Raw genomic sequence first — 11,914 nt, 5'->3', positions numbered from 1 at the left:
AGACCAATGTTAGAATACCCACCCTATGAAGTTACTCTTAACATGCTGCGTTTTTTTGTTTCTGCAAGGATGTGAAACGCTTAATACTCAGACTAAATACAATGCGCCAGGCGCCATTCCAAATGCATGGTTCGCTAAAGGTAGAGCGAGTATTTTGGCAAATGATAGCCATCAAAGTATTAGTTTTGATATTAAATTTATCGATGAAGAATTCGAAATGGTGTTGGTGGGTGCGCTAGGATTGGGCGAAGTTACTCTTGGTTCAACTGCGCAAGGCTTGCTAGTAGATCATGTCCAAACACCGTTAAAGCTTCAACAATGGATGGAGCAAGAGTTAGGCTGGTATTTTCCACTTAATACCTTGCCTAGTATCATATTTGAACATCGATCAGATATAAATGATGAATGGCAAGTTGAGATTAATAAATTCATGCCATATGAAGGCGCAAGTGTTGCCAAGATGATTATATTGCAACATCAAGATAAGCCAATCAAAATCAAACTATTGTTACAAGAAGTTAATCAGTTAAAATAACTTAAAAATTTATTAAATTAGTATGATTGAAGAAGATTCTTTAGTAGGTGGTGAAGATCAAGGTAACGAAGATATTGTTATTGCTTCAGTGCGTCCAGATAGTCTATCTGAGTATATTGGCCAAGATGATGTTAAATCTCAGATGTCACTCTTTATTGAAGCTGCCAAAAAACGCGAAGACGCACTTGATCATTGTTTGATTTATGGACCACCTGGTCTAGGAAAAACAACCTTGGCTAACGTGATTGCTAACCAAATGGGCGCTGGCATGAAACAGACTTCTGGGCCTGTTTTAGAGCGTTCAGGTGATTTAGCTGCTATTTTGACAAAATTAGACCCTTATGACGTTTTATTCATTGATGAAATCCACCGTCTAAATCCTGTCGTTGAAGAGATTCTATACCCAGCTTTAGAAGATTTTAAATTGGATATTATGGTGGGCGAGGGTGTAGCCGCTCATTCAGTTCAATTGGACCTGCCACCGTTTACTTTGATTGGTGCAACCACTAGAGCAGGTATGCTGACATCACCACTTCGTGATCGTTTTGGTATTATTCAGCGCTTAGAGTTTTATAATAATAAAGACTTGCAAGTTATTATAGAGCGTTCAGCAAAAATTTTAAACATTGAAATCGAACCAAGCGGGGCGCATGAAATTGCCAAACGCTCTCGTGGAACCCCGCGAATTGCCAATCGATTATTGCGCCGAGTGCGTGATTTTGCTGATGTAAAAACTGACGGCATTATTCATAAAGAAATCGCGTGTGAGGCATTAAGTATACTCAGGGTGGATGAAGCAGGACTTGAGCAGCTTGATCGTGACTATTTGTCCATTATGACCAATAAATTCTCTGGAGGTCCAGTTGGACTGGACACATTAGCTACTGCTATTGGTGAGGAGCGAGGCACCTTAGAAGATATGGTTGAACCTTATTTAATTCAACAAGGATTTATTCAGCGAACACCTAGAGGTCGAAGCGCCACAAATCTAACCTATGAACATTTAGGACTTGCTAAGCCATCTAATCATCAAGATTTATTTTGAGTCTTTTAAATATTAGGGTTTATTACGAAGATACAGATAGCGGCGGCGTGGTTTATTATGCCAATTATTTAAAGTTTATTGAGCGTGGGCGTAGCGAGTTTTTGCGCGATATGGGCTTTGAACAAGATCAGCTGATTGAAAGCCAAGGGGTTATCTTTGTAGTTAGATCACTTAAAGCTGAGTATCTTCTACCTGCCAGATTTAATGATATGTTGGTGGTTTACACTCAAGTAGAAAAATCTCGCCATGCAAGTTTGATTTTTTCTCAGAAAATAACGGATCTTAAGCAAAATAAGGTATTATTTGAGGCACAAGTTACCGTTGCTTGTTTGGATGCGAAAAAGTTTAAGGCATGTGCCATTCCAAGCGACATTCTGGAGAAAATAAATGGACAGTAGTTTATCAATTTTTAGCTTAATTATCAGTGCAGGTTTTGTTGTGCAAGTGATTATGTTTGTTTTAGTGTTAATGAGTATTTATTCTTGGACAGTTATCATGTCTAAGAAAAAAACTTTAATGGATGCTAGCAAAGATATCAAGAGTTTTCATAATAATTTTTTGGCAGACACGGATCTGTCAATACTACATGGACAAATTCCAGATCAAGTGTCTAATCGTTCGCCAATGGAGCATATTTTTGGCGCAGGTTATGGAGAATTTACTCATACAACATCGACTTCTAATCAAGCCTTAGTAATTAATTCAGAGCGCGCGTATCGTTCAATGAATACAGCTGTTAACAATGAAGTAGATCGTCTAGACCATGGATTAAGTGTGCTAGCTATGATTGCATCATCGAGTCCTTATATCGGCTTATTTGGTACGGTTTGGGGTATTATGCATTCGTTTATTGGATTGGCCTCTGTTAAGCAGGCAACTATTTCAATTGTTGCACCTGGTATTGCTGAGGCGTTAATTGCGACTGCATTTGGTCTATTTGCAGCAATTCCTGCCACCATTGCTTATAACCGTCTAATTACTCAAGTGGGCGAAATTCAAAACAAATACACCGCCTTTGTTGAAGAGTTATTTGTTAGTTTTCAACGACAAAAGTAACGTTAAGCTATGATAGGATTGCCACAACGTCGCAGACCTAGTGTTGATGGTCATATTAACATTGTTCCGTATATTGACGTCATGCTAGTTTTGTTAGTCATATTTATGATGACAACGCCCATTATTGAGCAAGGTATTGAAGTGGATTTACCAACGGCTGACGCCAAAATGGTGGACTTTTCTGAACAGCAACCAACCATTATCACCATTAACAAAGAGGGCGAGTACTTTATCAATTCATTGGATGAAGATGACTCTGATGTGTCCAAAGGTGAAAAACTCCCATTAGGTATCATCGCTGGACGAGTTAGCGCACGCTTAGAGATCTATCCAAGCATGAAGGTTTTTGTTCGAGGGGATGCAAGTGTGGATTATGGATCAGTTGTTTCACTGATGTCTTTTTTACAAAAAAATGGCGTGGATAAGGTTGGTATTGTGACTGAATCTGGCGATGCAAAATAATGAAAGCTGATTGGATTAAAAATATCAAACTACCTAAAATTGCCAATAAGCATCCTATCGCATTTTGGACAGCCATTGCTTTGCATCTTGCTTTAGTTGTTGGTTTAGTGTTTTCTAGTGTTCAGCGCTGGGAGATTCCTAAAACGACACCTAAGTCATCTAAGGCAGTGCCTAAAGCCGTTACAGTTGACCTAACTGAGATTAAGAAAGAAAAACAGCGACTGATTAATGTTAAGCAAAAGCGAGAAAAGCGCTTAGAAGATCTTAAACGTGCTGAAAAACGTGTTGAAAATGAACGCTATAAAGAGCAGCAGCGTTTGAAAAAATTAAAAGCGAAAACAAAAAAAGAAAAGTTGGCTGAAGCTCAAGCTGAAAAAAGTAGAAAAGTAGCTGAACAAAAGAAGAAATTAGCATTGAAAGAGAAGCGGTTGGCAGAAGAGCAGGCCAATAAAGCTGAAGCACGTAAAAAGTTAGCTGAGAAAAAAGCAAAAGCAGCAGAACAAGAAAAACAAAAAATTGAAAAATTAAGAAAAGTAGAGGCTAATAAGTTTGAAAAAGAACAAGACACCCGTTCTTTAAAGAAAGAAATTCAGGCTGAGGAGGATCAAGAAAGAGAATTTGCTCAAGAAGATATTTTAAATGAGCTAAAAGCTAACTATATTAACCAAATTGCCTCAAGAGTTAAAGAGCAATGGCGCTATCAAGGTGCAAAAGATAACTGGGGTTGTGATGTCTACATATTACAAGATTTAAACGGTAAAGTGCAAAGTGTTAATTTGCAGTCGTGTAATGTAACTAATGGTGCTAAAGCGAAAGCCTTTAAAGATGCCATTGAAAGAGCGGTTTATAAGGCCTCTCCACTTCCACCTGCACCCGATAAAAGCGTATATGATCGTGAAATATTATTCCATTTTAGAGTAAATTAATGAACAAGAATACTTCCCCAAAGCAAGATATTATCAATCTAAGTGATAATGAAAAAAATCAATTAACTTCTCAGCTCTCTCAGATTTTAGAAAATTGGAAATTGGAAGATTCTGACCAATTGATTATTTTAGGCCTTGAAGAAATCATTAAGCCTAGACACCTATACATGTATCGTCGTGGTGATAAATCGTTTGAATTTAATGACGCTATGGTGACCCGTACTAGAATGATTTTAGGTATCGATGAATCATTAGGCACTACATTCCCAACTAATAAAGAATATGCCAGTGTTTGGCTTAAACGTAGTGTGAAGAAATTCAAACACAAAAGCCCATTAGAGCTGATGTTGAGTGGTGATACAGGCATGAATCGCGTGTGGAATTTTCTGGATTGTACCCAGGGGTGGCGTAGTTGAATAAAATTGAAGTTATTACTCAAACAGAGGCACTTTACACCTTAAGAGTTTTAACTAATAATACAGACACCTTGATGGATGAAATCACTGCGCTAGCAAGTAGTAATAAGGCACAATTCCAACATGCACCTGTTATTTTAGAAATTGAGTATAAAAATTTCCAAGCTAATGAACTTGCAGTTTTGATCGAAATTCTTGCTCAAAATGAAATGGTAGCGGTTGGTATTCGATCACTCAAGCAAGAGTTAATTGATTTTGCAAAATTTTCTGGCTTGGCTGTGTTTGGAAAATCATTGTCACCCAGTAGTAAGGTTAAAATTAAAACTCAAGCAGTTAAACAGTCAGCATCAAGTGTGTCAAATCCTCATCAAGATAAAACTTATCAAGCGCCAAAGATTGTAACCAATAAGGTTTATTCGTTCCAGCAAGTTATTTCACAAGATAGGGATTTAGTATTATTAGCTAAAGTTAAAGCAGGTGCTGATGTAATGTCATTTGGTTCCATTTCTGCTTATAAGGAAGTTCAAGGTAGTTTATTTGCCGGTATTCAGGGAGATGAAAAATCAACCATCTTCGTGCAGTCATTTAATGCTGAACTGGTTTCAATTGCTGGCGTATATAAGAAGTTTGATGTAGTGCCAACCAAGTTATATGCACGTTCAGTGATGATTGATTTATTCAATGGTCAACTTCGATTCCAAATTATTTAAAATTTATTATGATGAATACACAAGACTTTTTACTAGAACTAGGCACAGAAGAGTTGCCACCTAAATTACTTCCAAAGCTTTCAAAAGCATTGACAGATAATATAATTAAAGAACTAGCTGAATTAAAACTAAACTATTTAAAAGTTGAGTCATTTGCTACCCCGCGTCGTTTAGCGGTGCTAGTGCACGATCTTCAGTGTCAGCAAGAAGATCAAATAATTGAGCGCAAAGGTCCTTCGGTTTCTGCACCAGATCAAGCCGTCTCAGGCTTTGCAAAGTCTTGTGGTGTATCGGTATCTGAGCTTAAGAAGAAGGCGTTTGGAAAGTCAGATTATTATTTCTTTACTAAAGAGCAGCAGGGCTTAGAAACTAAAACATTGCTTGAAAAGGTTGTTGATAAGTCCATTAAAAACATACCCATTGCCAAACCAATGCGCTGGGGTAGTTCTGATACACAATTTGTACGCCCAACACATTGGCTGATCATGCTTTTGGGTGCAGATGTGATAAAGGCAAATATTATGGGTCTGAGCGCAACAAATATCACACGCGGCTTACGCTTCACTGGTCCAAAAACATTAACTATTGATCAGGCTAAAAATTACCGCCAAATTATGATGGAACAGGCGAAAATTGAAGTAGATTTTGATACACGTAAGCAAACGATTCGACAGCAGGTGATTCAAATAGCAAATGATAACGAAGCCACAGCAGTGATTGATGAAGCGCTTTTGAGTGAAGTTTGTGCCTTAGTTGAGTATCCGCGAGCTTTTTCAGGAGGCTTTAGTGAGTCATTTTTGGCGGTACCAGAAGAAGCTCTTATCTCAGCCATGAAATCTCATCAAAAATATTTTCATATGCTTGATGACAATGATAAATTATTACCAAGCTTTATCTCGGTTGCTAATATTGAATCTAGCGATGTCAGTGTTATTGTTGGTGGCAATGAGCGTGTTATTCGTCCAAGATTGGCAGATTCAGAGTTTTTTTGGGAACAAGATAAGCGTCAAACACTTGAATCTCGCCTTGAAAAACTAGATCGCGTATTATTTATGAAGTCATTAGGATCAATGGGAGATAAAGCCAAACGTATTGAAATGTTATCAGGTTCTATTGCGACAATGATTGGCGCTAATGTGGTGAATGCTAAAAGAGCAGGATTATTATGTAAGTCAGATTTAGTATCAGAAATGGTAGGTGAGTTTGCTGATCTCCAAGGAGTGATGGGTGGCTACTATGCCAAGAATGATGGTGAAAGCTTAACTGTTTCAGTAGCGATTAGTGAGCATTATCATCCTAGATTTGCCGGTGATATACTACCTTCAACTCAAGAAGGCTTGGTAGTCGCCATTGCCGATAAACTTGATACTATCACTGGTATTTACGGTATTGGCCAAGGACCGACAGGTTCTAAAGATCCATACGCATTACGTAGAATGGCTCTGGGTTTATTAAGAATCATGGTAGAAAGTAAACTTGATTTAAATCTTAAAACATTAATTGAGAATTCATTATCTGCGCATTCATCAGACGTAGATACGCACTGTTCATCAGCCATTTATACATTCATGATGGATCGTTTGCGTGCCTATTACAAGGATAAACAAGTCAGCGCTAAAGCTTTTGAAGCAGTATTAGCAGTTGAGCCAGAATCTCCATATGATTTCCACCTTCGTGTTGAGGCATTAAATATTTTTACTCAAGATAAAGCTTCAAACAGTCTAATTGAGGCAAATAAACGAATTGCCAATATGCTCAAAGATCAGAATAATTTATCAATTGAGGTAGATGTTTCGGTACTGGTTGAAGATGCTGAAAAAGCTTTATTTGCTGCAACCCAATCTGTGTCTGATCAGTTATCAAACTCTAAAGATTATGCAGCTAGTATGAATGAGCTTATCTCTCTTAAAGCCAGTATTGATAATTTCTTTGATCAAGTCATGGTTAACAGTGATGTAGCTGAATTAAAACAAGCGCGTCTTAATTTAATTAATTGGGTTAGAAGCTTATTCTTATCTGTTGCAGATGTATCGCATCTTAGTGCTTAATTTCCAATGAAAGCCTTAATTCAACGTGTCTCTCGTGCTAAAGTTGAAGTTGATGGTCAAATTACAGGCGAAATTAGCCAAGGCTTACTGGTATTTCTTGGAATTGAAAAAAACGATGAACAGGTTCAAATGTATAAGATGATTAAAAAGATATTGTCTTATCGAGTGTTCTATGACACTGATGAAAAAATGAATTTATCAGTTAAAGATATTGATGGCAGCCTTTTACTTGTTTCACAGTTTACCTTGGCGGCAGATACAAGCTCAGGCACTAGACCAGGATTTTCAACTGCAAAAAAACCTGTAGAAGCTAAAAAACTTTATGAATATTTTTTGTCGAATATTTCACAACAGTATCCAAAAGTACAAAGTGGCATATTTGGTGCCGATATGCAAGTGTCTTTGACTAACGATGGGCCAGTAACTTTTTTATTATCATGCTAGATACGATAATTCAATACTTAGATCAATACGAAGAATTATTCATAATGATTGGTGTTATTTCTGCAGCTATTTTTGTGTTGACGCTTCTGTTAACGCCATATTTATTGGGCCTTATGCCAGTTGATTATTTCTCATCAAAACCTAAAAACGCTATAGAAATTAAATCAGTTTGGGGTTTTGTTAAATTTATTGTCACCACAGTCATAGGTGTTTTATTAGTGTTAGCTGGCATTATTATGTTGGTGACCCCAGGCCAAGGTGTTATTTCAATTTTGCTTGGATTATTTTTATTGGAATTTCCAGGAAAACGTGAATTAGAGTTAAAATTTATTAGCCACACCCCAACTTATAAAACTCTAAATTGGCTGCGTCATAAAGCTGGAAAACCCCCCTTTAATAGATGAAAGAAAGATATATAGTTGCCTATACTTTATTGGGATCTATTCTAGTATTTTTATTAATATTTTTATTAACGCGTAATATTGAAATGCCAAAAAATCAGGCTATGCCCTGGCAAAGTTATATTAATAAACAGGGAAAAACAGTTGTTTTTGAGCTCACCATGGAGCATAGTGAGTTGATTGATGCAGCCCGTTATTTTGGAATAGAAATTGAAGCGTCATTATTTGAGCAGGAAAACATAGAGCCTGAATTGGAAGTGTATTTTCCAAGTACTAAGGTCGGCGGTATTGGTGCTAATATTATTGTAAATCTTGCATTAAACGATCAACGCATTGAAGTACTTAGAGAGTATATAGATCAGTCGATGTTAATGCCTTCAGGGGTTAAGAAAACCACCTTTATAACAACTGGTGAGGCGCTAATGTCTCGTTATCAAATTAAATCTCTAAGCTTCGTTCCTAAGACTAACCTCAGTCAAGAGGCAATGTTAAATTTATTTGGAAAGCCAGATAGCACTGAACTTGCTTATCCAGGAGTGACCTATTGGCACTATCCTCAGAAAGGCTTACGCATTATTGTAGATGATGAGCATAAAGAGATTCTTGAATTTTCTAATCAGTAGGTATATCAATGATCAAAATGTATGGTATTAAAAATTGCGATACTGTTAAAAAAGCTAGGCAATTTTTAAGTAACAATAATATTGAATTCGAATTTATTGATTTTCGTGATCAACCTATTGATAAAAGTATTTTGCAAAGTTTTGTCGACGCAATTGGCTGGGATAAGCTTATTAACAAGCGTTCAACTACCTATAGAAATTTTACTGATGAACAAAAAACGAACATCACTATAGAGCTGACGTTAAAAAACCCAACGCTTATAAAACGACCTGTTTTAGTAACAGGTGCTAATTTTAGGGTTGGGTTTAGTGAAAAAAGTTATTCAGACTTGAGCTAACTTTTAGCTTACTGCTCCTCAATCTCTTTTCGTACGATATCCATATCTAATTCTTTAGCTTTATTTAATACTGTTTCAAGATCTGATTCTGCCATTGCACCTGGTTGCGAAAAAATGGCGATTTGATCTCTGAAAATCATCAAAGTTGGAATAGAGCGAATTTGGAATTTACCGGCTAAATCTTGCTCATCTTCGGTGTTAATTTTGGCAAATGTTACACCATCAATTTTTTCACTCATGGCTTCATAAGTTGGTGCAAATGATTTACAAGGACCACACCAGGGTGCCCAAAAATCTAAGATAACTAGTTCGTTATTTTGAATGGTTTCGTCAAAGTTGTCTTTGTTTAGCTCCAATACTGCCATAGTCTATCCTTGTTTAATTTATAAATTTAAAGTATATCATAAATGCCTTATATGTATGTTTATATTGCTTAATTTTTATCAACTCTATACAATACCCATTATGAAAATTTTAGGGATTGACCCTGGTTCAAGAATTACAGGATTTGGTTTAATTGAAGCTCAAAAGCTTAAATTTAGCTATGTTGCTAGTGGTTGTATTCGTACCAAGGGTGAATTGACAGATCGCATCACCACAATCTTTTTAGAAATTGATCAATTGGTTAAAAAATATCAACCTGACGTGGTTGTTATTGAGCGTGCATTTATGCGCCCCGATAGGCCAAACCCTGATGCTGCGATTAAACTAGGCCATGCTAGAGGTGCGATTATTTCTGCTGCGGGAATGAATGGCATTGCTATGGTTGAATATAGCCCCAATCAAATTAAAAAGGCAGTTGTTGGTAAAGGGCATGCTGCCAAAGATCAGGTTTCTTATATGGTATGTGATGCTTTAAAGCTTAACAAGGCACCCCAGGAAGATGCAGCTGATGCATTAGCTGGGGCAATATGCCATGCTTATCATTGTCTTTAGTATCTACTAAAGTAGACCTTAATTTTTCCAAACCCTTCTAGAGGGTCGACTGTTTTATGAAGCTTTGCGAGAATTTCATCACCACTTTGTCCAGAATCTAGACAGCTTAATGGTAAGTAAAAATCTACGTGAATTCTGCTGTCTAGGTAGTGTAATTGGATTCGCTCAATTTCACCATCACATTTATTATTAAACAAAGCTTTTGTTAAAATTCCCAATGCTTCAGCTCGCTCTGGAAGCGCTTCATAAGGTGCAACAGTTTCATCATCTTCAGGGTCGATATGAACAGTTACATCGTTAAGATTTTCTAGGCATTCTTTAGCAACGCGTTCAACACTTACGCTGATAATATGTCCTTCACTCACGCTTAGGTATGGGTCAACTTGAACATGCACATCGCAAGATATTGTATGCCCAATTTTGCGAGTACGAAGTGAATGTACATTATTAACACCACTAATCCGACCAATAGAGTCTCGCAGTTGTTTAACTTTATCAGCATCAATCGAAGAATCCACTAGCTCTTTAGTTGCACCTAGTCCTAACTCCCAAGCTATATAAATAATCATGAATCCAACCACAACAGCTGCAACACCATCTAAAAATAGATAACCATTAAGGCTGCCCAAAATTCCAATAAAGACAACTACTGAAGATAGGGCATCTGAGCGATGATGCCATGCATTGGCTTTAAGCATGCTAGACTTATAAGTACTGGCAACTTTTAAGGTATACCAATATAAAGCTTCTTTAGAAAAAATTGATAAAGCAGCTACACTTAGTAGTAAGGTGCTATGTGAAAGCTCACTGGGATTAAATAATCTCTCAAAAGCATCATAAATAATACCAACGCCTATAATAGCCAGAATAATGGCTAACCCTAAAGTTGCAACAGTTTCGAATCTTTCATGGCCATATGGATGCTCATCATCCGCCTCTTCAGCTGAATGTTTTGAAGCATAAAGCACAACACCATCAGATAATAAGTCTGAAAATGAGTGAATACCATCTGCAATTAAAGCGCCAGAATTACCTAGTACGCCAGCTATAACTTTAAAGATACCTAATGCGAGATCAATAATAGCACCAACTAAGGTTACTTTTTGACTGGCTTTTCTTCTATCTTGTTTGTTCATTTATATACGAATTCTATTAGCTAATCTTTAAGTCTTTATTTTATGACATATATCTATTAATATGTACTTATAGTAAATCAACATAAATAATCTAATTCTATTAGGATAATCTTATATAATATTGATAATCATTCTTATTAGTATTTGCATTATTAAATGTTAGCAGTTAAAGATTTATCAGTAATTTATCAAAATAATAAAGTCTTAAATAACTTTAATTTAAACCTTAAGCAAGGTGAAATTTTTGCACTATTAGGTGATAGTGGTAGTGGTAAGAGCTCAATACTTAGATTTATAGCAGGGCTTGATGAAGGGGCTCAGGGAGAGGTTGAGTTGAATGGTGTACTATTATCAAAAAATGGTACTCATCTAACAGAGCCAGAGCATCGAGAGGTAGGTATGGTGTTTCAAGATTATGTGCTATTTCCACATATGAACGTTGAAAAAAACATTAGCTTTGGCATTCATCATCTATCTAGATCTGAACAAAAACAGCGAGTTACAGAACTGCTAGATATGATTGGTTTAAAAGGGATTGAGAAAAAATATCCACACCAATTATCAGGCGGAGAGCAGCAGAGAGTTTCTCTGGTTAGAGCACTTGCACCAGCGCCTAAAATCTTATTAATGGATGAACCTTTCTCTAGCTTAGACAAAATCCATCGTGATCAACTTGTGGCGCAAGTGCGTCATATTCTTAAACAAACTAATACAACCTCGATTTTGGTGACACATGATATTAATGAAGCCAACGCCCTTGCCGATAAAGTCGGAAAAATCCAGGATAAGCGCTTGACTGTTAAGTGATAATCATTATTTTTTTTAAAAAATCAGGAGA

Annotated in this window: 17 protein-coding genes; 15 read left to right on the top strand and 2 right to left on the bottom strand. The window is 36.7% G+C overall.

All coding sequences use genetic code 11. The features are described from left to right. Positions 1 to 25 precede the first annotated feature (25 nt). The 13 genes from N9Y32_04345 (at position 26) to N9Y32_04285 (ending at position 9,004) form a co-directional block, all read left to right on the top strand. Positions 26 to 535 carry a hypothetical protein gene (locus N9Y32_04345; GenBank protein MDB2590242.1) on the top strand — a complete coding sequence of 170 codons (510 nt, stop codon included), beginning with the start codon at positions 26 to 28 and terminating at the stop codon, positions 533 to 535. Positions 536 to 557: 22 nt separating this feature from the next. Beyond that, positions 558 to 1,580, top strand: a complete 1,023-nt coding sequence (gene ruvB / locus N9Y32_04340) for a Holliday junction branch migration DNA helicase RuvB (GenBank protein ID MDB2590241.1) — start codon at positions 558 to 560, stop codon at positions 1,578 to 1,580. Then, the gene (ybgC, locus tag N9Y32_04335) at positions 1,577 to 1,978 is read left to right on the top strand and encodes a tol-pal system-associated acyl-CoA thioesterase (protein MDB2590240.1); all 402 of its coding nucleotides are present in this window, start codon (positions 1,577 to 1,579) and stop codon (positions 1,976 to 1,978) included. Before ruvB ends, ybgC begins: the two co-directional genes overlap by 4 nt. Continuing rightward, positions 1,968 to 2,636 (top strand): protein TolQ, encoded by a 669-nt coding sequence (gene tolQ / locus N9Y32_04330; GenBank protein MDB2590239.1) that lies wholly within the window; start codon positions 1,968 to 1,970, stop codon positions 2,634 to 2,636. The genes ybgC and tolQ overlap by 11 nt, the downstream gene beginning before the upstream one ends. Positions 2,637 to 2,645: 9 nt before the next feature. Beyond that, positions 2,646 to 3,098, top strand: coding sequence for a protein TolR (tolR, locus tag N9Y32_04325; GenBank protein MDB2590238.1), 453 nt, complete (start codon positions 2,646 to 2,648; stop codon positions 3,096 to 3,098). Then, on the top strand, positions 3,098 to 4,024 hold the full coding sequence (locus N9Y32_04320) for a TonB C-terminal domain-containing protein (GenBank protein MDB2590237.1): 927 nt from the start codon (positions 3,098 to 3,100) through the stop codon (positions 4,022 to 4,024). Before tolR ends, N9Y32_04320 begins: the two co-directional genes overlap by 1 nt. Beyond that, positions 4,024 to 4,440, top strand: coding sequence for a DUF2384 domain-containing protein (locus N9Y32_04315; protein ID MDB2590236.1), 417 nt, complete (start codon positions 4,024 to 4,026; stop codon positions 4,438 to 4,440). The genes N9Y32_04320 and N9Y32_04315 overlap by 1 nt, the downstream gene beginning before the upstream one ends. Beyond that, positions 4,437 to 5,150 (top strand): septum site-determining protein MinC, encoded by a 714-nt coding sequence (minC, locus tag N9Y32_04310; protein ID MDB2590235.1) that lies wholly within the window; start codon positions 4,437 to 4,439, stop codon positions 5,148 to 5,150. The genes N9Y32_04315 and minC overlap by 4 nt, the downstream gene beginning before the upstream one ends. Positions 5,151 to 5,158: 8 nt before the next feature. Then, positions 5,159 to 7,198 (top strand): glycine--tRNA ligase subunit beta, encoded by a 2,040-nt coding sequence (gene glyS / locus N9Y32_04305; protein ID MDB2590234.1) that lies wholly within the window; start codon positions 5,159 to 5,161, stop codon positions 7,196 to 7,198. Positions 7,199 to 7,204: 6 nt separating this feature from the next. After that, the gene (gene dtd / locus N9Y32_04300; protein MDB2590233.1) at positions 7,205 to 7,642 is read left to right on the top strand and encodes a D-aminoacyl-tRNA deacylase; all 438 of its coding nucleotides are present in this window, start codon (positions 7,205 to 7,207) and stop codon (positions 7,640 to 7,642) included. Beyond that, positions 7,636 to 8,046, top strand: coding sequence for a PGPGW domain-containing protein (locus N9Y32_04295; GenBank protein ID MDB2590232.1), 411 nt, complete (start codon positions 7,636 to 7,638; stop codon positions 8,044 to 8,046). Before dtd ends, N9Y32_04295 begins: the two co-directional genes overlap by 7 nt. A gap of 101 nt (positions 8,047 to 8,147) precedes the next feature. Continuing rightward, a complete protein-coding gene (locus N9Y32_04290; GenBank protein ID MDB2590231.1) occupies positions 8,148 to 8,666 on the top strand; it encodes a hypothetical protein in 519 nt (172 codons plus the stop codon). 8 nt (positions 8,667 to 8,674) lie between these two features. Continuing rightward, a complete protein-coding gene (locus N9Y32_04285; protein MDB2590230.1) occupies positions 8,675 to 9,004 on the top strand; it encodes an arsenate reductase in 330 nt (109 codons plus the stop codon). Positions 9,005 to 9,012: 8 nt separating this feature from the next. Here N9Y32_04285 and trxA read toward each other — a convergent pair whose 3' ends face one another. Further along, positions 9,013 to 9,369, bottom strand: coding sequence for a thioredoxin (gene trxA / locus N9Y32_04280; GenBank protein MDB2590229.1), 357 nt, complete (start codon positions 9,367 to 9,369; stop codon positions 9,013 to 9,015). Between the two features lie 100 nt (positions 9,370 to 9,469). Here trxA and ruvC point away from each other — a divergent pair, with 100 nt between their 5' ends. Continuing rightward, positions 9,470 to 9,940, top strand: a complete 471-nt coding sequence (gene ruvC / locus N9Y32_04275) for a crossover junction endodeoxyribonuclease RuvC (protein MDB2590228.1) — start codon at positions 9,470 to 9,472, stop codon at positions 9,938 to 9,940. Here ruvC and N9Y32_04270 read toward each other — a convergent pair. Then, the gene (locus N9Y32_04270; protein MDB2590227.1) at positions 9,937 to 11,076 is read right to left on the bottom strand and encodes a cation diffusion facilitator family transporter; all 1,140 of its coding nucleotides are present in this window, start codon (positions 11,074 to 11,076) and stop codon (positions 9,937 to 9,939) included. The two genes, ruvC and N9Y32_04270, sit on opposite strands and share 4 nt — an antisense overlap. A 156-nt stretch (positions 11,077 to 11,232) precedes the next feature. Between N9Y32_04270 and N9Y32_04265 the strand changes: the two genes are divergently transcribed. Then, positions 11,233 to 11,883: an ABC transporter ATP-binding protein gene (locus tag N9Y32_04265; GenBank protein ID MDB2590226.1), complete on the top strand. Its 651-nt coding sequence runs from the start codon at positions 11,233 to 11,235 to the stop codon at positions 11,881 to 11,883. Positions 11,884 to 11,914 lie beyond the last annotated feature (31 nt).

The organism is Candidatus Thioglobus sp. (assembly GCA_028228555.1).
Classification (GTDB): Bacteria; Pseudomonadota; Gammaproteobacteria; order PS1; family Pseudothioglobaceae; genus Thioglobus_A.
The sequence above is the reverse complement of the archived record's forward strand: the minus strand, read 5'-3'. Positions and strand labels throughout refer to the sequence as shown.